The following is a 21,657-nucleotide window of genomic DNA, read 5'->3' on the forward strand; positions in this document are numbered from 1 at the left end:
CACGAGGAAAAGACACAGATGGCGGTTGTACCTTCCACGAAGTATTTATCAGTTGAATAACCACATTCGTCCATGGGCCGCCACACCCCGCTCACGGATGCCCAGCGAGCGGCCGTCGCGGATAGAGCGGTCAAGCAAGTCGCCGACACGCTGGTCGAGATGCACGCCAACTCGGGTTCGGGTCACCGCAGACCGCTCAGCGACGACGATACCAGCGGACGCCGTACATGACCAGACCGGCGTAAATTGCCGGGCCGAACAGAACTGTGGCACTGGTCGCTACCGCTCCGCTGAACAGATATCCGAGGAACACGTCGAGAAACACCAGCAGGAAGGGAGCGAGTGCGAGTGCCTTCCCGCCGGTTCTGAGCGCCGCGTCGAACGTCGACTGTGTCGCGGCAATTGCCCCGACACCGGCGACGACGAGGAGATACAGTGCAGCGCCCGGGGGCGAGACGAGTGGGAGGGTAAACAGCGCGATACCGGCAAGTACGACACCGACGAGTGTCGGCCCGTTGTCGCTCTGTGCGAGAGCGTTCTGGATACCGTCGACGTCGCCGGCGTTCAGCGCCGCTTCGAGGTCTGACGTGGTCTGGCTGCCGCCGGCATCGAGAACCGTCGTTCCGGTTCCGGCGTCGACCGGGCTCTCGAAGTCCCGGCCACAGTGCATACACCACGTCGCGGTCGCACTGACCTTCTCCGAGCAGTGAGGGCAGCGGGGGTCGGCGGTCATACTGTCATGTTCGAGGGCGCACAGTTAGCGGTTACGGGGGGAGAATATACAGGTGTCCGCGGTAAACAGGGTGTATGGATTGGGTCGCACGGGCCGAGAGCCTCCTGTACGACGGCGAGGTGATCGAAGCGGACGTCAGGCTGGACCGTGGCGGGGTCGTCGTGACGAGTCACCGCGTCCTCGTGTTCACGCCGGACCGCGAGGGGTCGAACTACCGACAGGTCGACCGCCCCAACGTCGAGGGCGTCGACGTCACCACCAGCGGCGACTGGTCGTTTCTCGAACTCGGCGTGAAGGCGCTGGTCGTCGGTGTCGTGCTTGTGGCCGCCGGGATGACCGTGAGCCTCGACAGCCTCGTGGGCAACGTCTCGCTGGACAGCGGCGGTGCCGCGAGCGCCGTCGGTATCGGGGGCATGCTTGGAATGCTCCAGACGATGCTGACGCTGATGGCGCAACTGGACGACCTGATGCGACTGTTCGGCGGTCTCGCACTGGCCTTTGCCGCCGTCGTCCTCGGTGTCTACCTCTGGAGCCGCGACCGACTGCTCGTCGTGCGCGTCGCCGGCGACGACGATATCGAGCTGACTGCACCGGACGACGAGAGCGTCGTCGACCGGATCGAAGCTGCCATCGTTCCGGAGGCTCCGCCTGCCGATGCCGGCAGTGCGGCCCAGTCGGCACCAGACGACCCGCTCCCGTGACGTTCAACCCCGCCGAGCGCCAACCCCGTGCTAATGGACGCCGACGAGGTTCGAGAGCGCGCGGGGTCGTTGCCACGGGAGCCGGCGTGTACCTGTTCGAACAGGGCCGGGACGACAAACGCCGGGTCCTCTACGTCGGGAAGGCTGTCGACCTGCGAGACCGCGTGCGCTCGTACGCCGACCCGCGGAGCGAGCGCATCGCCAAGATGGTCGAGCGAGCCGAAACCATCGACTTCGCCGTCACCGACACCGAGACGCAGGCGCTGCTCCTCGAAGCGAACCTCATCAAGCGCCACCGGCCGCCGTACAACGTCCGGCTGAAAGACGACAAGTCCTACCCGCTGGTCCAGTTGACCGACCATGCCGTCCCCCGAATCGAGGTGACCCGTGACCCCGCGGACGGCGCAACCGTCTACGGGCCGTTCACCGACAAGGGGCGGGTCGAGACGGTGGTGAAGGCACTGCGGGAGACGTACGGGCTCCGGGGGTGTTCCGACCACAAGTACAGCAACCGGGACCGGCCCTGTCTCGACTACGAGATGGGCATCTGTACCGCACCCTGCACCGGCGAAATCAGCGAGGGCGAGTACGCCGAGGACGTCGAAGCCGTCACGCGGTACTTCGAGGGTGAAACCGGTGTTCTGGCGGACCCGTTGCGCCGCGAGATGGAGGCCGCTGCACAGAACCAAGAGTTCGAACGCGCCGCAAACCTCCGGGACAAGCTCGGGGCCGTCGAGGCGCTCCACGGCGAGGGCGACACTGCCGTCAGCGACTCTGGGGGGTATCAGACAACAGACGTGCTTGGGGCTGCCATCGAGGGCGAGCGCGCCATCGTCGCCCGGCTCCACGCCGAAGGCGGCAAGCTCGTCGAACGGGACCGGCATACACTCGAAGCACCGGATGGCGAAGGGACTGCCGGCGTGTACCGGGCGTTCATCCCGCAGTACTACGCCGAGCGAGAGCTCCCCGACCGGATTCTCTGTGCCGAAGCCCCTGCCGACCCGGACATCGAAGCGTGGCTTGAGAGCGAGGGCGTCACGCTCGGCGTGCCCGGGGCCGGTCGGGAGGCGACGTTGGTCGACCTCGCGCTGAAGAATGCCCGCCAGCGCGGTGGGACCGACGACGAGAGCGGCCGTCTAGCCGACGCACTGGGTATCGACCGTCCGGGCCGTATCGAGGGCTTCGACGTGAGCCACGCACAGGGTCGGTCAGCCGTCGGTTCGAACGTCACCTTCGTCGACGAGACGCCCGAGAAGAGCGACTACCGGCGGAAAAAGCTCACCGAACAGAACGACGACTACGCGAACATGCGCGAACTCCTCCGCTGGCGGGCCGCGCGCGCCGTCGAAGGACGGGACGACCGGCCGGACCCGGACCTGCTACTCATCGATGGCGGCGACGGCCAGCTCGGGGCGGCCCGCGACGCCCTCGCCGAGACTGGCTGGGACGTACCGGCCATCGCGCTGGCGAAGGACGAGGAACTGGTCATCACACCCGACCGCGTGTACGACTGGGACAGCGACGCCCCGCAGCTCCACTTGCTCCAGCGGATTCGCGACGAGGCCCACCGCTTTGCCGTCCAGTACCACCAGACGCTACGGGACGAAGTGTCGACGACCCTTGACGACGTGCCCGGCATCGGCCCCGAGACGCGGAAGCGACTGCTCCGGCGCTTTGGCAGTGTGGACAACGTCAGGACAGCCTCTGATGAAGAACTGACGGCTATCGACGGTATCGGCGAGCAAACCGCGGAGACGATTCGGTCCCGGCTGCAGTGATTTTGTATAGCGTTTAGTGGTTTATCGAGCCATAGCGCTCAGATTCACTAATCTGTCGAGAAGAGGCTAAAGAAGGCCGCTATATGGCTATTCCAGCGTCTTAATGCCGTTATAGCGAAACGACCGAGTTCCGGAGCGTCCCGACACCCTCGTAGGTTATCTCGATTGTGTCACCGGGCGCGACCGTCCCCGGGTTGGCCGGACTGCCGAACGCAACAACGTCGCCCGGACGGAGCGTGAACCGCTCGGAAAGGTACGCGACCACCTCGTGGGGACCGAACAGCATCTCGCTGGTGTTGGCAGACTGCCGGCGCTCGTCGTTGATATCGGTGTACATGTCGATACCGGTGGGGTCGACATCAGTCTCGATCCATGGCCCCAGGGGCCCGGACCCGTCGAAGGCCTTGCGTGCGGTTCGGCCCTGCTGGTCCAGCGCGTCGACGTCGTTCAGGATCGTGTATCCCGCGACTGCGTCCGGAACATCAGCTGGGTCGATATCGTGGCACCGCTCGCCGATGACCGCAGCTAGCTCGCCGGCGTAGGTGAGCTCGTCGGTGAATGGCGGGTAGGGAATGTCCTGCTCGTGGGCGAGCAGTGACGTCGGCGGCTTGATGAAGAAGTCAGGCTCCTCGGGCCGGTCGTAATCCATCTGGTCGTTGGTCGCGGCGTAGTTCCGACCGACGCAGTACAGCGCGGTCGGTTCACACGGCGGGAGCAGTCGTCCATCGCGACCGACCACGTACTGGCCGTCGTCAGCGTGGACGACGCCATCGACGTATTCGCCGGTGAGCGGTCCATCCTCGGTCAGAAGTCGTGCGGTTCGCATACTGAGTGGTCCGTGTGGCGGTGAAAAAGGCGTGTCGGCTACAGTGTGCGCTGCTTCGTATCTATCACCGGCAGCAAGGCCTGAAACGCTGATTTGTCGCCGGTCCGGCGAAGTAGGTATTCCGTTTTTGGAGCCGAAGTAAATTCGATATCGCTATACCAAATCCTCGATGGCAGAAGTTGAGACTGGCCGTCTCAATGCATACGGTTTTGAGATCATTTTCTCCCCAAATTTTCCCAGATACACCGCGAACTGTCTACACACTTTGAGGATCCGGGTTAACGACACGGGTATCCGCTAGCTCCGTGAAGTATCTAGTCCATGTTCTTGCGAGCCGATGCCCCGACTGGACATGGTGGGACTACTCATGAGCAACTCAGAACAGCGGATGACGACCGAGACAGCACTAAAGCTGCTGACCAACCAGCAGCGACAACAGATCCTCCGCCGGGTGGCTGACACACCCGACGGGACGACTGTCGACCAACTCACACAGCACCTGGAAGGGGAGGATTCACTGCAACCCGATGGCAACGGTTCTGTAGAACATCGAGGTATCGAGCTTCACCACGTTCACCTGCCGAAGTTACAGGACGCGAACGTGATCGAGTACGACACCAGCCAGGGAACTGTGCATCGAGGTCGAGAGTTCCAAAATGTTCTCAGACTGCTTGAGGCCATCGACGATCACCAAGAAGAGACATCGTCGTCTATCTCCTGATCGTTATTTGATTGAGCAACAGTCGCATGGTCGTGGTCCGGTGGCGTGTTTTGATGGGCCACAGTTCCTATCCGTCGTTTTCCTCTCTGAGGTCTCCATCGACGTGGACTTCTATGCTTCCGTTCTCGCTCACCGAGACGGCGGTGTCGGCGTACCTGAAGGAGACTGTTACTGATGATGACTGTCCGTTGAGTAGTGTGTCGAGTGCATCTGCATCGAGAGTTCCCTGCAGCGGTGGGAGTTCCGTCGTGGGCCGGTCAGTGGCTGCAGCAACTGCTTCGACGACCATCACACTGGGCCGGCCCGACTGCTGCCAGTTGTGACGAACTGTCGGGGTCTCGCATCTGTGCTGTCGGTCTGGTCGGATATCTCCGAATCATCGACTCTGTTCGTGTCGTCACCCATTAGCGATCACCAGTTATTGTGGAAGAAGCGACAGCGGGAGCAACCACCATTGCTTCTGGCCCCGTATATTGAACCCGGGCCTGTATAGCATTGTTGTGAGTATCTGAGTGACTATTCATCTTGCGAGTCGCGATTGTTGTCGAGTTGCCAAGTGAACAGCGCTTTCAGGACTACGACAAGGCTATTCGTCTGACCCGCGCCCCAGATAGCGGTTTCGTCACGAGGTTCGGGTGGGTGTTCACCGTTGCCGTCGACGAGCACACTCACGAGCGTTTTATTTTGGTCCACCATTAGGAGGCGACCAGCAGGCGTATCCGACCAGTCCCACAGCGATTCGAACAGTTGCGCGTAAGGAACATCCTGTTCGAGCCGGGCTTCGACGGACTGGGACATTTCTGCGAGCCGAATCGAGACCCCACGGTCGCTGACGGTCGAGAGGCATTCAGCGATTTCGTCGGTCAGCAGCTCCTCGGCAGTCATATACACGACCTCATCATCCGCGGCCGAGATGAAATCCACCACGCGTTCGCTCACGGTATCCCGGCCGGTTACCGTCCAGACACCCTGCTGTTCAGTGCTGCGATCTGCCGATGCAAGCTGGTCGAGTGCGTCTGTCAGGACCGTCACACGGTGGTCGTACTCCTGTTCGAAGTGACGGCCGGCGTCTCTGTCGAAATGGCCCAATATCGCTGGGGGCTCGACTGTTTCACGTCAACGAGACCGCGGTCATGAAGCTCGTCAGCCGCGTCGTAGACGCGTGTTCGGGGGACATCGGCAACTTCACTCACGTCTTGGGCGGTTCCCTCGCCGAGGCTGACGAGGGCGACGAATGTCCGGGCAGCGTAGGTACTGAGGCCGAGCGCTTTGAGCTGTTTGACGGCCGTGGATCGTGCTTGGTCGGATGGATCGCCGGACATTGATTCGTGACCAGTCTCGTGAAAACCACCGTGTATGGTGGTTTCTGACGTGTAGCGACAGAGAGGTTGGGACCAAATCTGTGCCTACACGTCACTCTACCCTCCGTGCTACCCGCACAAAGAAGTATTGTGATTAAGTGAGTGAATAGCTGAATAGCACCGAATTTAAAGCGCTCAGACCACTCACAATCGAAGTAATCCTGTGATAATTTGGGTGACATTGGCGCATCTCGGTGCGACGTACTAAACACTCGGGGCACGAACCATACGGTAGCAGTCGAGGTTGGGACCAATGGAAGATGTTTCAAATCAAGACCAAGCGATCGAATTGCTCCAACAACTCGGGCTCAAAGAGTACGAAGCCAAGTCGTTCGTTGCGCTCGCACGCCGCCAGCGCGGGACGGCCAAGGACATCAGCGAGACCTCCAAAGTGCCCCGGACGCGCGTCTACGACGCGATTCGCGTATTGGAATCGAAGGGGCTGGTAGAAACCCAGCACTCGAACCCACAGATATTTCGAGCAGTCTCCATCGACGAGGCTGTCAACACCCTCCAGTCGGAGTACGCCGAGCGCACCGAGTCACTCCGAAGTGCCCTGAGTGGGCTCGAGCCGACCGATAAGGGAGACTCGACAGAGGCCACCCACGAGGTGTGGTCCATCTCCGGCGACCAAGGCATTACGAGTCGGACGCAGCAGTTGATCGAGGGGTCGACAGAGGAGTTGATCCTTGTGGTCGGCCACGAGAGTGTTTTCACCGACCAGCTGGCCGAACAGCTGCAGGCGGCTCAGGAACGCGATGTGAACGTCATCATTGGGACAGTCGATGAAGACCTCCAGGCCACAATTCAGGATGCCCTGCCTAGTGTCGAAGTGTTCGTCTCAGGATTGGACTGGCTGAGCCGGTCACCGCTTCCAGATGACGATACGGAAATCAGTCGGCTGTTGCTGGCCGACCGTGAGGCGATTTTGGTGAGTTCGTTCACCGAAACGAGAGCAGACGGCCGTGAGCACGAACAAGGAATCTTTGGCCGCGGATTCGACAACGGGCTGGTCGCGATCACTCGGCGGCTGATGGCGACGGGATTGCTGTCTGTGAACGATCCCGAAGCTGAGGAGGCCTGAGTCCCCACGGGAGCGTCAGAGAGAACGTCATACCATTGGCCGAGAACAGCAGACGTGTCTCCGATGGCACCGACTGCCGTCTCTCGGCGCGATGTCTTCCGTTCGATAGCGACAACAGAGTATCTCGACTGGCCGGCCTACGACTCGACGCCACTGTACGACCGGAGTTCACTGCCGGCGCTCACTGAGGATTTCCGGACCGTCTCGGGAATCTGGTTTGAGCACGACGCCCACGACTCGGTTGAGGGGTTCGTCTGTCAGTATCCACTGTCCTATGTGGAGTTCAATTCTCACGACCAGTACTGCGGTCCGACTCGATACGAGATGTCACAGCTCTTCAGGGCGTTCCTGGTGAAGGAGATACACGCCTGGGACCACGAAACCGCGCTCGTCGAGTATCTCCGGCAACACTCAGAAACCCGTCGCTCGCTCGGGTTCGATTCCGTTCCCGACCAGTCGACACTCTGGCGCAGTTGGAACAAGCGCTTCAGTGCCGACCTCCGTGAGACAGTCGAGAGAACGGCTCGGACGCTCCTCATCAACGCACAGAACGCCGGTATTGCGGTGCCTCGTGACCCAGAACGAAAGCTCCAGTATCATAATGACGAGTCTGGGCCGACCGATCCGGACGACCAGACTGTTTTGGAAGAAGCAGCGAAGATCAGCGATCACGTCAGCCGTGTTGTCTTCCCGTCATTCTCGCTGGACCGTGGTGATGGCTGTGAAATCCATGAGAACGCGTACTGGGACTTACAAACGTATCTCGGACTTCGCGAGCGGCTGGCTGCGAACGAAGGGGCTCGCAGTTTCGTCTACGAATCGACTCGGGATCGGACGCCGCTGGGGCACGCCCATCGGGAGCAGATTCGGGACCTCTCGATTGAACAGGTTCGAGCGATGTACCGGCAGGCCATCACTCGGCTCCTGAACGAAGTTGCCGAGACAGAGCAGTTCGTTCGAGCCGGAATCGTCGCAATCGACATTACCGAAGCTACCCCCTTCACAGGCGATAGAACGGGTCACGAGGACGAGATCATCGGAACGAAGGAGAAGACTGACGAGTACGCCTATCAGTGGGCGACGGTCCAGTTAGTCGGCAACGCCGTTCCACTCGTGCTTGATGCACGACCGGTTCGACGAGGAGATTCACGAAAGGAAATCGTCGAGGACTTGCTGGATTCGGCTGAAGAGTTGGTCCACGTCGATAACGTACTGATGGACCGGGAGTTCGACAGTCAGCACGTCTTGGAGATGATCAGCCAGCGTGGACTCGCCTACGTCGTTCCCAAGCGGATGCAGACCAGCGAGAAAGCCCAGGCCAAGCGGTTACTCCAGCGGGGCCAAGACCGGTATGAAACCGACCGCAAGCTTCATCTGGGCAAGAACGAGTGGCACGAGACGACGCTGATCTACCGCCGGAAAGAAGACTCCGAGCACGACGATTACCGGCAGTATTCAGTGTTCATGACGAATCGGGGGAGTGGGCACCTCACTGAGTACGGCTACCGCTGGGAGATAGAGAGCGGGTACAAATCGATCAAGCGGTTCATGGCTGCGACGACCTCGAAGAATTTTGGGCTTCGCTTCTTTTACTTCTCGTTTGCGTGTCTGCTGTACTCTATCTGGCGAGCAGTGGATTTGCTGGTACAGGTCGAGTTGACCGGTGAGTATGAACATTCGCCGATCGTAACGGCCGACAACACGCTTACGCTGTTGAAGAAGGAAACCGGCATCGGATAGCGAGGATCTCTAACCGTGGTAGCGCGACGTCTGAGTGGCTACACTACCCGCGGTCTCGGAAACACTCCGGATGAGTTGACTATCCAACTATAACGTCCGGCCAGAAAGCGATCTGAATCAGTTTCTGCGCATCGATTCGGCCGAAACCACGCATCACAGCCCCGCTAATCCCGCTGTAGTCTCATCTTCACCTCGATGGCCGCGAAACTGGCATCGCAGTATTCGAAGGACGGAACAGTGGTGACGCCACCGAAGCGATTTTTTCGCACAGCGGCGTACCGACGAACATGGCTGTGACCCGACGGCTCCTCATGGCCGTCGTCGGAGTGTTGTCGTTGCTGGTCTATCTCTCGGCGGCATACGTGGGGTACGCGCTGCTTCTACCAGTGTGGGACAGCCGTCCGTCGCCGCTGATAGCCGCCCTTGTCGTTATCGTGACGGCAATTGTTTTCGGCATCGTGAACTACTGGGCTGCTACGGCGCGGCTCAAGCGGTCTCTCGACGCAGTCGAACTCTCGCGGGCGCGTGTGCCGGAGGTCTACCGCCGCCTCGACACGCTCGTCGATCAGATGGACGTCGAGACGCCGACGTTGCTACTGGCGGAGCTGCCGATCCCGAACGCGTTCGCCATCGGCGGCGGCGCTGGGGTCATCGTCGTCGACCGGCGGCTGTTCCAACTGTTATCCGCGACGGAGTTCGAGGCGCTGCTGGCACACGAACTCGCACACTTAGAGACCCGCGACGCGCTCGTTCAGACTGTCGCGTACAGCCTCGTCCAGACGTTTGTCGGGCTCGCTGGCCTCGTGGTGTTCCCCACCGTGGTGCTAACCGGCGGTATCGCCCGTTCGCTCGCGTTGCTTCGCGGCGACCCGTCGTCGTGGTCGCGTTCCTGGCTCGGGCGGGCACAGCAGTACGCGCTACAGGTCGTTGCTGGTCTCGGGTTCGCGGTAACGCTGCTGATACTCGGCTACTCCAGGCGTCGAGAGTTGGCAGCCGACGACCGCGCGATCGAGATAACGGGGAATCCCGTTGGACTCGCCCGAGCCCTCACGAAAATCGAGCAGGCGTCGAAGCCGGAGACCGGTCTCCTGCGACAGTTATACGTTCACAGCGAAGCGGACAGCGAGCTTTCACGTCTCCTATCGACGCACCCGCCGATAGACGAACGGATACAGCGGCTACAGGAGATCGCAGCACGGTAGTTCCGCGAGGGTGAGTGAGTCGTCAGGCAGCCGTCGGTAGCTGCGTCGTTCAGCGACGGTCGGTAGCGCCGTAGTATATGCACACTAGCTCTTTTAGAGATATATCTTGCATTTCAGTAAACATATAGGAGATATATGACTAAGAATCGGTATTCTTCGTGGTAGATACCGGTCGAAACACGTCGGTTTTGGCGGGCGTGTCTGACCAACGACAGTCTCGTTTGAGGGTGAGAGAGATACGAACATTGTACACCAATCTCGTCGAGGTGAGTGAGCAGCCGGATGTGTCGCGTCTGAGGCTGACACGGGGAGAGTCTCTATATGCACATTGAGAGCAACATAGCGGTCCTAGAAACCGCTATGTTCGGCAAGGCCCTTACATCCGCATATGCAAGCCAGCATCCCGCAGCGAGCGACCGAGGGGGCAAAGAGCCACACATACGGATGCCCGCTGTGTAACTGTGGTGCGGACAGCGAAGACGACATTTACTGCCATCTGCTTGTCTCACACCGGAAGAGCGCACTTGTTGACGCGCTTCTCGAAAGAGTGGACAGCGACGAGCTGGCCCGGGTTTAATTTCGGTACGGGCGTCAGTATCATCTGGTAGTACTAAATAGTTAATTCTGGAGAGAGTAGTACAGTATTTGTGTTCACACTTGTCCACTTGTTACCCATATTCTGAAATCTGAGGGTAACACCGGCACCGTTCGCGTGGTAGATTCGACCCGGTTCAAGAGCCTTTGGGCGTACTACAGCGCATTGGCTGATATTTTTTCGTCGGTGCTGTTTATCGCTATAAATTAAATACCGCTATATCAAATGTCGGGAGAGCGACTCGGGCGGCGGCCAGTCCAGCAACTACCAGCAGCGGATCAATAACATACATACACATGTTATACTATGAGATAGATTTATATACTAGGAGGAGGCGCAGCAGCGATCAGTCGTAGCGACACGGCAACAGAATGCGAATAGCTCAGGGAGACCGGTACGGACCGACGAATAGTAATTTCCAAGCAACGCAGATACCGCAACGCGGCCACGCTGACGTTGTGACAGATCTGGCAACACACAGATCGTATTGTCGTGCTGTTTGACAGCGGTAGCTATTTTAGTGCCTTCAATTGCGGTTCCGCTGTGAGTCGGGCATCGCGAATTCGGGGTTGGACCGGCGACGCTGGGTACACTGGCTACGGTGCCTGTTATCCAGCATTCCCCCGTGACCCACCGGTCGTTCCATACCGTCGAACGACGCGGCACAGCGAAGGATGGGAAACGCGTAAGTATTGGGAATGAGATGAATCAAACGTATGACGCAGACGTATGAGAACTATATCGGCGGTGAGTGGACCGGGAGCGGAGAGACACAGGACGTCACGAACCCGGCAGACGAGACTGACGTCGTCAGCACGGTTCCGGTGGCCTCGGCGGCGGACGCCGACGAAGCGGTCGCGGCCGCGGCGGAAGCAACAGACGAATGGGGCGGAATGCCTGGCCCGGAGCGCGGCGTGCTCCTGCGTGAGACCGGTGAAATCCTGAAGTCCCGGAAAGACGAGCTTGCGGAGACGCTGACCCGCGAAGAGGGGAAACCGCTCGGCGAAGCCGAGGGCGAGGTACAGCGTGCGATTGATATCTTCTATTACTACGCGGAGAAGGCCCGCGACTTCGGCGGCACTGTCAAACAGCCAAGCGGCGGCCGCGCCGGTCTGCAGACGAAAAAAGAGCCGATGGGCGTCGCGGCGCTTATCACGCCGTGGAACTACCCCATCGCGATTCCGGCCTGGAAGATCGCCCCGGCGCTTGCGGTCGGCAACACCGTCGTCATCAAGCCCGCGATGCAGGCCCCGACCGTCGGCGCGATGATCGTCGAGGCGCTGGACGAGGCCGGGATTCCGGACGGCGCTATCAATCTCGTCTGTGGCCCCGGTAGCGAGGTCGGCGAGCGACTGACCACCCACGAGGATGTCGACGTAGTGTCGTTCACCGGCAGCGCGGCCGTCGGCGAGCACGTCTACGAACAGGCGACAAGCAACGGGAAGCGCGCGCAGGCAGAGATGGGCGGGAAGAACCCGACCGTTGTCATGCCGAGCGCCGACGTGGACAAAGCGGCCGACATCGTCGGAGCAGGGGCCTTCGGCGGGACGGGCCAGGCCTGTACGGCCACGTCCCGGGCCATCGTCCACGAGGACGTGTACGACGAGTTCCTCGACGCCGTCGTCGACTATGCAGAGTCGCTCGAGATCGGAAACGGCCTCGACCGGGCCGGCATGGGTCCCCACGTCAGTGAGGACGAGCTCGCGGGGAGCCTGGAGTACATCGACATCGCACAGTCGGAGGGAGCAACCCTCGAAACGGGCGGCGAAGAGCTCGCTGGTGGCGAGTACGACGCCGGGAACTTCATCTCGCCGGCCGTCTTCTCCGACGTCGAACCTGACATGCGCATCGCACAGGAAGAGGTGTTCGGGCCGGTGCTCGCCGTGATTCCTGTCTCCGACTTCGACGAAGGTGTCGAGGTCGCCAACGACATCGACTACGGGCTCTCGGCCAGCATCGTGACCGACCGAATCGAGGAGGAAAACGAGTTCATCGAGCGCTCCGAGTCTGGTGTGGTCAAGGTCAACGAGAAGACGACCGGACTGGAACTGCACGTTCCCTTCGGCGGCCTCAAGCGCTCCTCGACGAACACCTACCGCGAGCAGGGCGACGCCGGGCTGGAGTTCTTCAGCTACATCAAGACGGTGTACCGCAACAGCTAATCGAGGCGGCCACCGTCGCTGACGGTGGAGTGTAGTTTCTGTTACAATAAAGTTATATAGTATTATTCTTAATATCCTGTTGCTCTTGTCCACCGCAAGAGCGAGCGTACAAAGTCATGGTCGTAGCCCAACCGGCCGACGATGGTGGAACGGTCCCAGCATCGACACTGTCTGTCCCGTACAGACGTTCCACTCTCGTTATTAGCGCCCCGGCATCCGAAGCAAGTTTCACTACCGCGAAGTGCCACTAGCCGGACCGGTCAGAATACGGCGAGAAACGGGACCGGTATCCGATTGGGCGCAGCGCCGTTCTATCGTTGGCAGTCATTGTAGACACCCCATGTGAACACAGCGAGCGGGGCGGAGCTTCGAAGCGGCCCCCTTGTCAAACGAACCGTGGCGCTCCACTCTCGACAGTCCGTTCAGTATTATGGAATGTTCCCGTAACGGTTGTACTGTCGTTATTCTCGATACGGAAACCGGAGAGCGTAGACGAAGACAGTCCACAGACGGCCCGTGAAACAGTATTTTCCGCCCGGATTATCGACGGGTCGCTGTAGAATATATGCGGGTGAGACTGTCATATCGTTCCATAATACCAAACATCTATGTCATCTGCTGGGACTAGTTTACTCAACAGACGAACTACCATTCGCTACTCTGGAACAGCGGGAGCTGACACGGGCGTGCCAACACAAAAGATAATATCCAGCCAGTCGATGGCAGTGGCATGAACGTTGACGCGCTCACGGGAGGATTCGACCGTCGAGACTGGCAGGAACAGACAGAGACCAACGATCCAGTACGGTTCGCGATGATCGGCGTCGGCTGGTGGACCACCGAACAGGCGATGCCCGCCGTCGACGCGGGGGACCTCTGTGAAACGACTGTGCTGGTCAGCAGTGACCGCGAGAAGGCGGCCGATGTGGCCGCTGATTCGGAGACAGTCGAACACGCGATCACCTACGAGGAGTTCCACGACGGGGCTGCGAGCGATGCGTACGACGCCGTCTACATTGTCACCCCGAACGCGCTCCACCTCCCCTACGTCGAGACGGCGGCAGAACTGGGGAAGGCAATCCTCTGTGAGAAGCCGATGGAGGCCACCATCGAGCGCGCCGAGCGAATGGTCGAGGTCTGTGACGAGCACGACGCGACGCTGATGATCGCCTACCGGATGCACACCGAGCCAGCCGTCCGGCGGGCGAAAGACCTCATCGACGAAGGGTACATCGGCGAACCGCTGTTCGTCCACGGGAATATGACCGAGCCCATCCTCGAACTCGTCCCCGACCCCGACCAGTGGCGGCTGGACGGGGAGCTTTCCGGCGGCTGTGCCGTGATGGATATCGGCCTCTATCCGCTGAACACGAGCCGATTCCTGCTGGATGCCGACCCCGTGGCCGTCCGGGGGACTGTCGCATCGGTACAGGAAGAGTTCGCCGACGTGCCAGACGAACACGGCGCGTTCCAGTTAGATTTCCCCGGCCACATGTACGCGATGTGTACAGCCAGCCAGAACGCCCATCTCGACAGTCACATCTCCGTACTCGGAACCGAGGGCAAGGTCCGCGTCGAACCGGCCTTCTATCCCTGGGACGACCGCGCGCTCCAGCTTTCTCACGAGGGAACGACGGTCGACATCGACTTCGAACAGATCGATCAGATGGAAGAAGAGTTCGAGTACTTCGCCCACTGTCTGCTGACCGACACTGAGCCCTACGCCGACGGTGAACACGGCCTCGTCGACATCAACACGATCAAGGCAATCTACGAGGCCTCCGAGACGGAGTCGACAGTCACACTCGACTGAATGCGGTACGAGATTTTTTGACCCGGCCAGGCGTAGTTCGGCGCATGGTTCAGTCAACGTGGGACGACTGGTTCGTCCACGACGAGATAGAGGCGACAGACCCCGGCGATGGCGTCGTAATCTGGTATCTCGGCTGTAACGGCTTCGTACTCCGGTCGCAGTCGACGACGCTGTACATCGACCCCTACTTCGGGACTGGCGACCCGCCGAACCTCATCCGCATGATTCCGGTACCGATGGACCCCGCCGACGCGACCCAGTGTGATGCCACGCTCGTCACACATGAACACATCGACCACATGCACCCGCCGTCGTACGGCCCGCTGGTCGAGGACCTCGGAGCGGACCTGTATGCGCCGTCGGCGTCGTACGACTCTCCGGACTACGACGGTGAGATGCGGGTGCCCGACGAGAAGCGCAACGAAATCACCGTCGGCGACGAGTTCGCTGTCGGCGATTTCACCGTTCACGTTACTGGCACCAACGACCCCGACGCCATCGAACCGGTGGGGTACGTCATCAAGCACGACGCCGGGACGTTCTTCCACGCCGGCGATAGCCGGCCTGCCGAGGCGTTTGCCGACGTCGGCGAACAGTTCGACATCGACGTGGGCGCGCTGGCGTTTGGCACCGTCGGCTCTATCTACGAGCCCGAGCCGGACTGCGGTGTCAGAACGAAGTGGTACATGGACGAAAACGAGATTATCGAGGCCGCAAATCAGCTCCAGCTATCCCGGTTGCTCCCCTCACATCACGATATGTGGCAGGGCGAAGCCGGCGACCCGAAGGTGCTCCACGAGCACGCGGTGTCGTTCGACTACCCCCGAGTCATCGAGCCGCTGTACATCGGCTGTTCGGTTCGGCTGGGTGAGGCCGGTATTCGCCGTATTGACGCGCTGGACTGAGTGAGACCGTGGTTCCGGTCGCTGCTGTGCCGGCCGCTCAAACAGAGACGGCGTATCTGTCGCGGGGTAGCTTTAATATCCCCACCACAGTATGTCCGGCAAATGTCGCCAACGATAACGAGGATCGAAAGCCGAGAGTTCGAGTACCCCCTTAATGACGTCGGGACCGACAAGCACGGCTTCAATCTGGTCTATGCGCCGGGCGAGACAACCACGCGGAAACTGTTCGGCGTACAGATTCACACTGACGAGGGAATCACGGGCGAGTACGTCGGCGGGAACTCGCCGGCAGCCGCCCAGTACAACATCATCGCGAAGTACCTCATCGGCAAGGACCCGCTGAAACGCGAGAAACACTGGTCCGAATGCAAGCGCGCGCTCCGGAAGTACGACCGGATGGGCATCGGCCCGATCGATATCGCGCTGTGGGACTTCGCCGGCAAGTACTACGACGCGCCGATTCACGAACTGCTGGGGACCTACCGCGAGCGTATCCCCACCTACGCGTCGACGTACCACGGCGACGACGCGGGCGGGCTGGACTCGCCCGAGGCCTTCGCCGACTTCGCCGAGGAGTGCCGCGACGAGGGCTTCGGCGGCTTCAAGATTCACGGCTGGGGCGGCGGCGACGACGCCCGAAGTCTCGACCGCGAAGTCGAGGCAGTCCACGCCGTCGGCGAAGCGGTTGGCGACGAGATGGACCTGATGCACGACCCCGCCTGCGAACTGGAGACGTTCGCCGACGCGCTGGAACTGGGCCGGGCGCTCGATGAACAGGGCTTCTTCTGGTACGAGGACCCGTTCCGCGACGGCGGTATCTCACAGCACGCCCACAAGAAGCTGGCACAGAAACTCGACACGCCGATCCTCCAGACTGAACACATCCGCGGACTGGAGATCAAATCCGACTTCGCCGCCAGCGAGGCAACCGACTTCCTCCGAGCCGACCCCGAGTACGATGCAGGCATCACCGGCGCGATCAAGGTGGCTCGCATGGCCGAAGCGTACGGCCTCGACGTGGAGTTCCACGCACCCGGCCCCGCCCAGCGCCACTGCATCGCCGCCTGCCGGAACTCGAACTACTACGAGATGGCGCTGGTCCACCCGGACTGCCAGAACACCCAGCCGCCGGTGTACGAGGGCGGCTACTCCGACCTGATGGATGCGGTCGACGACGACGGGACGGTCAGCGTCCCTGACGGTCCCGGCCTGGGCGTGGAGTACGACTGGGACTACATCGAGGACAACACCACCGGGAGCGTCCACATCTACGAATAGCGCCGCAAGCAGCCGTCACAGAAGGGTATGAATCATTCCGCCGCGTACGCTCTGATGCCAGTTTCGAGAACCTCGCGGTAGCGGTCCACGTCGATGTCGACAGCGACACGATTGTTGGGTTTGTTGTCGGTCGTGCCGTGCTCGTCACAGATAACCGCGCCGTGGCAGGGACCGCCGGTCGTGTCTACCTCAACGTGGTACTCTTCGAAGCCGAGGACCGAGTCGTCGATGAGATCGGCGACGACGGCGGCGTCGTGGATAGCCGGCGCGTCGGCCAGCGGGTAGGTCCCGGAGTCGGGTCGGTAGTCGAGCCACTCGGCGATGGTTCCGCGGACGCCGTCGGCCGTGCGGAACTCCTCGATGAACTCGGGGGAGACGGTGGCGCGGTTGGTCACGTCCAGGCCGACCATCCGCGTGTTGGCGTCCTGCAGGACGCGGCTGGCCGCCGCGGGGTCGTTGTGGAAGTTGGCCTCGGCCATCGGCGTCACGTTCCCGGTCGTCATCGCCGCCCCACCCATGAGATAGATGTCCTCGACGAGGTCGGGTAACCGGGGCTCCTTGGCCAGTGCGATCGCCAGATTCGGAAGCGGACCGACGGCTGCGATCGTCAGTTCGTCCCCGTACTCGTGGGCGGCTTCGACGATTGCGTCGGCCCCGTGGATGTCCCGCGTGTCGCCGTCGGCGTCGGGGATGTCGCCGTGGAGCCCGTTCTCGCCGTGAATCCACTCGGCGGTCGTGAGATCGTCGACGAGCGGACGCCCACAGCCCCGGGACACCGGAACGTCGTAGCCACCGAGGCCCAGTATCGCGTGGGCGTTTCGCGTCGTGTTCTCGATAGTCGTGTTCCCGCAGACAGTCGAGAGACCGACAACGTCGATTGCATCGTGACCGAGCGCCATCGCCAGCATGACCGCGTCGTCGCAGCCAGGGTCCGTATCAAAGAAGACTTTGCGTGACATACCTCCGAAGTTCCGCCCATCGGGTCTTAAAAGCTGGTACGTACCGGTTGTGACACGGACACCGCCGGAGACAGACCTGTGGGCGATCTGTCGGGCCGTCGTCGCTACCACAATCCGTGTGTCGGAATGTGTGGCCGACAGACCAGGTGTGTCCGCCAAAGCCGTCTTATACTGCCCAAGCGGTGCGATACTGGGGGACAGCTGAGGGTTCATCCATCCCCGAAGTCCGGGCCACAGCTCAGGGGGAAAGTCGATCATTCGTTACGGAGAACAGTCAGTATCCGGCAACAGTGCGTCTATCATAAATTTTAACTATATAGTCACAATACCGTACAGGAAGTGATGGATAGAAATCACATACGGCCAGTACTACTCAGCGTACTACTCGTTTTGTCGGTTGTCAGCACCGGCTTCCTCGGAAGCGCCGCTGCTGCACCGAGCGAACAAAACGAGCTAGCAACGGCGAACAGTCAGACAGCAACACAGACGGCTTCGGCTGGTGGGGCGACCTGTCAGCTCGACGGGAGCTGTCCGGTTCCTGATGATTCCGTCGATCTCAACAACAGCGGTGCCGGCGTCGACGTGTTGATCGACGGGAGTCATCAGGGCTCGACGTTCACGAAGTTCGCAAACCGACTCAGCGAACGCGGGTACGACGTCGACACGAAACGGTCGACGACCGGCGGGCTGACCTCGTGGAACAGTTCGGCCGCGAACGGGCTGTCGGACTACGACGTGGTCATCATTCCCGTCCCCCAGACGGCCTATAGCGAGGCCGAGCAGGATGCAATCGACGAGTACGTCAGAAACGGCGGCAGCCTGTTCGTCGTCGGGGACTGGACCTCACCACTACAGGGCCACGCCGGCAAGCTCAACGACATCACCGACCCGTACGGCCTCCACTTCAACGGCGAGAGCGACAAGTGGCTCCGGAACGTTCAAGATCCGACCAACAAGACCGTCGAGGACTACGAGTGGCGGGTCATCCTGCACAACACGGGCCGCCATCCGATAATGAACAACGTCGACACCGTAGAGTACGACGGGGTCAGTCTCAACGTCACCGACACGGAAAACGGGACGCAGGCCCCGCTGCTGTACGGTGACAGCGATACCTACGAGTACACCTACTCCACGACAGAGAAAGAGTACCCCCGCGGCGAGCGCATCGTCGGTGCGGCCGCGACGTGGGACATCGGTGACAACGGCCGCGTCGTCGCCTTCGGCAGCCAGAAGTCGCTCACGACGTATCTCACCGACGAGTGGCAGGCCGAACACCAGCAGACCGATACGCGGCCGTTCCTCTTCCGAACGGTGAAGTGGCTGGCCTCGTCGGGCCACGTCGAGCGACCGGACAGGCCGGTCGCCGTCACCGGCGAGCAAATCAAGGGCGGCGAGACGCCGGCGAACGAGACCATCGTCCTGAAAAACAGCGAAGTCGCCGCCGCTATCGGCACTGAAACTAACGGTCCTTTCGGCACGTTGCCGGGCGGTATCTACGACGCCAACGCGTACGGGCTGACGACCGACCAGATCGGCGTCGCCGAGTTCGCGTTCAACAACTTCGGAACGTGGCCGAACTACGAGTCCTTCGAGCGCCAGAACGCAACCGGTCCGAACGACGCAGCAGTCGTCACCGCGACCGGCCACGTCAGTACGAACCCGAACGTTTCAGTCACGACGACGTACACGCTGCCGGCCAATTCCAGCCACATCTGGATCAACACCACGATGGAGAACGGCGGCGACCAGCGCCTTCCGGTCAATGATTCCGAGCGTCTCCAGAGCGGGGCAGCACTGAGTTCCGAGGGGCAGTCGACCTGGCTCCCCGGTTCGGGGAGAATCGAGGAGACGCGCTCGCCGCCAGTGAGTGCCGACACACTCGACCAGCCCTGGGCCGCGCTCACTGGTGACCGCGTGAGCTACGGCGTCTGGGGCGGGAACGACTCCTTTACCTCGTACACGGGTTCCACAACCTGGATTGACCCGTGGCTCGAACACCGTCTCGACCCCGGCGAAACGCGGTCAGCGGAGTTCGCTCTCTTCGTCGGCGAGGACGGTTCAAGTAGCGCGACCAGCGAGTACTACAACAAGCAGCAGGGAACCGAGACAGGGACGGTGACTGGCAGTATCGAAAGCACGGACAACGAGTCCGTCTCACAGGCCACAGTCACCGCCTCGAAGGGCGACCGCGCGTTCACCTACACCGTCGGGTCGGAGACCGGAACGTACGAACTCGAACTCCCCGCCGGTGAGTACACGCTGACGGCCGATGCCAGCGGGTTCGCAGCATCAGAGCCCAAGTCCGTCACCGTCAGCGGCGGCGAAACGACAACCGCCGACTTCGACTCGCTAGAAGGACCGGCTCCCGTCAACGTCACCGCAACGATAGACGACGAGGGCGAGGTCAGTCCCGCCGATGCCCGGATTACGGTGCTCGACGGCGGCACCGCGGTCCAGACCGTCTACACCCGGACGACGCCGGCCGGCACGGCCTCGTTCCAGCTTCCGCCCGGCAACTACACGCTGGTGTTCAACCACGGGACCGGCTACATCGCCGAACCAGTCGAGAAGAACATCTCGGTGACGCCCGGCGAGAAAGTCAGCGTCAACGCGACGTTCACCGAGGAGCTGGACCCCAGCGAGCGCAACTGGGTCGGCATCGATCCCCACGCCCACAGCAGCGTCAGCTTCGACGGCAAGACGCCCATCGACAACTTCGTCGCCATCCAGAAATCGGCGGGCGTCGACGCGGTGTTCATTTCCGACCACAACGCCATCGGCGGCTGGGGCTCGATGGAGTCACAGGCCGCAGAGCGCGACATCATGTTCATCCGGAGCGAAGAGATAACCACCGGTGACCTCGGGCACTTCAACCCCTACCCGATGCACGGCGAGGAGATGGTCGACTCCGACGGGACCCTCGTGGAGTTCATCGAGGAGTCCCGGAACCGACACAACGCAACGGTGTTCCAGATCAACCATCCGGGTGACCGCTTTGTCAGCCTCGACAGTGCGCCCGGCCAACACGAGGAGTACCTTCCGATGGTCGACGCCATCGAGGCGTACAACGGTCCGTACGGCGAATCCGACGCTGCCAGCGTTCAGGGGCTGTTCACCCTCTGGAACGAGGGCTACGAGATCACGGCGACCGGTGTCAGCGACGACCACTGTTCGCAGTGCTTCCCGGCGAAATACGGCACCGCCCGCACGCGGGCATACGTTGAGGGACCCGTCACGCCTGAGAAGTGGGCCCAGTCCGTGAAAGACGGACATACGTACGCGACGTACGGTCCCGCCGTCGAGTTCACCGTCGACGACAGGATGCCTGGCGAGACCGTGAACACGACCGCCGGGTCGTCCGTAGAGGCGTCCGCAACGGTCCGGAACCTCGACGAACTGGCCTACGCCGAGGTCATCCGGAACGGCACGACGGTCTCGAACGTCACGCTCGACGGGACGAACGACACCATGAGCACTGACGTGGACATCGACGGGAACGCCTGGGTCGCCTTCCGCGTCGTCGACGAGGACGGCGACCGAGCGCTGACCAGCCCGGTCTGGATTTCGACCGACCAGCAGGCCGAATCCGGGACTGACGGCAACGGCGAATCCGGCGGCACTACGGGGACTGCGACGCCGGCGGACACCGAGGGCGAGTCAGCGGCAACAGCAGCGGATGACACTGCAACCGCGGAGTCGGAGACGACCGCCGCGTCCGGACCCGGGTTCACCGCCGTCGTCACACTGTTCGCGCTCATCGGCGCGGCGCTGCTCGCAACACGACGGAGGACCTGAT

Annotated in this window: 18 protein-coding genes and 1 pseudogene; 13 read left to right on the forward strand and 6 right to left on the reverse strand. The window is 61.4% G+C overall.

Annotated elements, in window-relative coordinates; genetic code table 11:
* Positions 1-72: 72 nt before the first annotated feature.
* Positions 73-231, forward strand: coding sequence for a hypothetical protein (locus GJ630_RS12090; protein WP_154020793.1), 159 nt, complete (start codon positions 73-75; stop codon positions 229-231).
* On the opposite strand, the gene GJ630_RS12095 is transcribed toward GJ630_RS12090, so the two are convergent.
* Positions 197-670: a hypothetical protein gene (locus GJ630_RS12095; RefSeq protein ID WP_050007531.1), complete on the reverse strand. Its 474-nt coding sequence runs from the start codon at positions 668-670 to the stop codon at positions 197-199. The genes GJ630_RS12090 and GJ630_RS12095 overlap by 35 nt on opposite strands.
* A 137-nt stretch (positions 671-807) precedes the next feature.
* Between GJ630_RS12095 and GJ630_RS12100 the strand changes: the two genes are divergently transcribed.
* Together GJ630_RS12100 and GJ630_RS12105 are read left to right on the forward strand one after the other, a co-directional pair.
* Positions 808-1,434 (forward strand): hypothetical protein, encoded by a 627-nt coding sequence (locus GJ630_RS12100; RefSeq protein ID WP_014039297.1) that lies wholly within the window; start codon positions 808-810, stop codon positions 1,432-1,434.
* 33 nt (positions 1,435-1,467) lie between these two features.
* Positions 1,468-3,212: pseudogene (locus tag GJ630_RS12105) on the forward strand (excinuclease ABC subunit C).
* Positions 3,213-3,321: 109 nt separating this feature from the next.
* Here the strand turns inward: GJ630_RS12105 and GJ630_RS12110 are convergent.
* Entirely contained in the window at positions 3,322-4,038 is a 717-nt protein-coding gene (locus tag GJ630_RS12110; protein ID WP_014039295.1) for a fumarylacetoacetate hydrolase family protein, read from the reverse strand.
* A gap of 367 nt (positions 4,039-4,405) precedes the next feature.
* Between GJ630_RS12110 and GJ630_RS12115 the strand changes: the two genes are divergently transcribed.
* A complete protein-coding gene (locus GJ630_RS12115; protein ID WP_233560848.1) occupies positions 4,406-4,759 on the forward strand; it encodes a hypothetical protein in 354 nt (117 codons plus the stop codon).
* 67 nt (positions 4,760-4,826) lie between these two features.
* Here GJ630_RS12115 and GJ630_RS12120 read toward each other — a convergent pair whose 3' ends face one another.
* The 3 genes from GJ630_RS12120 to GJ630_RS20085 form a co-directional block, all read right to left on the reverse strand.
* Positions 4,827-5,048, reverse strand: coding sequence for a HalOD1 output domain-containing protein (locus tag GJ630_RS12120; RefSeq protein WP_252718798.1), 222 nt, complete (start codon positions 5,046-5,048; stop codon positions 4,827-4,829).
* Between the two features lie 227 nt (positions 5,049-5,275).
* A complete protein-coding gene (locus GJ630_RS20080) occupies positions 5,276-5,791 on the reverse strand; it encodes a TrmB family transcriptional regulator sugar-binding domain-containing protein (protein ID WP_371727482.1) in 516 nt (171 codons plus the stop codon).
* A complete protein-coding gene (locus tag GJ630_RS20085) occupies positions 5,788-6,081 on the reverse strand; it encodes a TrmB family transcriptional regulator (protein WP_252718799.1) in 294 nt (97 codons plus the stop codon). Before GJ630_RS20085 ends, GJ630_RS20080 begins: the two co-directional genes overlap by 4 nt.
* A 292-nt stretch (positions 6,082-6,373) precedes the next feature.
* Here GJ630_RS20085 and GJ630_RS12130 point away from each other — a divergent pair, with 292 nt between their 5' ends.
* The 8 genes from GJ630_RS12130 (at position 6,374) to GJ630_RS12165 (ending at position 16,899) form a co-directional block, all read left to right on the forward strand.
* Positions 6,374-7,204, forward strand: coding sequence for a TrmB family transcriptional regulator (locus GJ630_RS12130; RefSeq protein WP_197427650.1), 831 nt, complete (start codon positions 6,374-6,376; stop codon positions 7,202-7,204).
* 63 nt (positions 7,205-7,267) lie between these two features.
* The gene (locus GJ630_RS12135) at positions 7,268-8,944 is read left to right on the forward strand and encodes a transposase (RefSeq protein WP_191449961.1); all 1,677 of its coding nucleotides are present in this window, start codon (positions 7,268-7,270) and stop codon (positions 8,942-8,944) included.
* A gap of 287 nt (positions 8,945-9,231) precedes the next feature.
* Positions 9,232-10,146 (forward strand): M48 family metallopeptidase, encoded by a 915-nt coding sequence (locus GJ630_RS12140; protein WP_023843087.1) that lies wholly within the window; start codon positions 9,232-9,234, stop codon positions 10,144-10,146.
* Between the two features lie 388 nt (positions 10,147-10,534).
* Positions 10,535-10,723 (forward strand): hypothetical protein, encoded by a 189-nt coding sequence (locus GJ630_RS12145; protein WP_014039293.1) that lies wholly within the window; start codon positions 10,535-10,537, stop codon positions 10,721-10,723.
* Positions 10,724-11,457: 734 nt separating this feature from the next.
* The gene (locus GJ630_RS12150; RefSeq protein ID WP_191449962.1) at positions 11,458-12,903 is read left to right on the forward strand and encodes an aldehyde dehydrogenase family protein; all 1,446 of its coding nucleotides are present in this window, start codon (positions 11,458-11,460) and stop codon (positions 12,901-12,903) included.
* Positions 12,904-13,633: 730 nt separating this feature from the next.
* A complete protein-coding gene (gfo6, locus tag GJ630_RS12155; protein WP_014039291.1) occupies positions 13,634-14,716 on the forward strand; it encodes a D-xylose 1-dehydrogenase Gfo6 in 1,083 nt (360 codons plus the stop codon).
* A gap of 44 nt (positions 14,717-14,760) precedes the next feature.
* On the forward strand, positions 14,761-15,621 hold the full coding sequence (locus GJ630_RS12160; protein WP_050037441.1) for an MBL fold metallo-hydrolase: 861 nt from the start codon (positions 14,761-14,763) through the stop codon (positions 15,619-15,621).
* Positions 15,622-15,723: 102 nt separating this feature from the next.
* Positions 15,724-16,899 carry a mandelate racemase family protein gene (locus GJ630_RS12165; RefSeq protein WP_014039289.1) on the forward strand — a complete coding sequence of 392 codons (1,176 nt, stop codon included), beginning with the start codon at positions 15,724-15,726 and terminating at the stop codon, positions 16,897-16,899.
* 32 nt (positions 16,900-16,931) lie between these two features.
* Here GJ630_RS12165 and GJ630_RS12170 read toward each other — a convergent pair whose 3' ends face one another.
* Positions 16,932-17,858, reverse strand: coding sequence for a nucleoside hydrolase (locus GJ630_RS12170; protein ID WP_191449963.1), 927 nt, complete (start codon positions 17,856-17,858; stop codon positions 16,932-16,934).
* Positions 17,859-18,200: 342 nt separating this feature from the next.
* Between GJ630_RS12170 and GJ630_RS12175 the strand changes: the two genes are divergently transcribed.
* Positions 18,201-21,656: a CehA/McbA family metallohydrolase gene (locus GJ630_RS12175; RefSeq protein WP_129755915.1), complete on the forward strand. Its 3,456-nt coding sequence runs from the start codon at positions 18,201-18,203 to the stop codon at positions 21,654-21,656.
* Position 21,657: the final 1 nt, after the last annotated feature.

Origin of the sequence: Haloarcula sp. CBA1122 (genome assembly GCF_009741785.1) — an archaeon.
GTDB classification, from domain to species: domain Archaea; phylum Halobacteriota; class Halobacteria; order Halobacteriales; family Haloarculaceae; genus Haloarcula; species Haloarcula hispanica.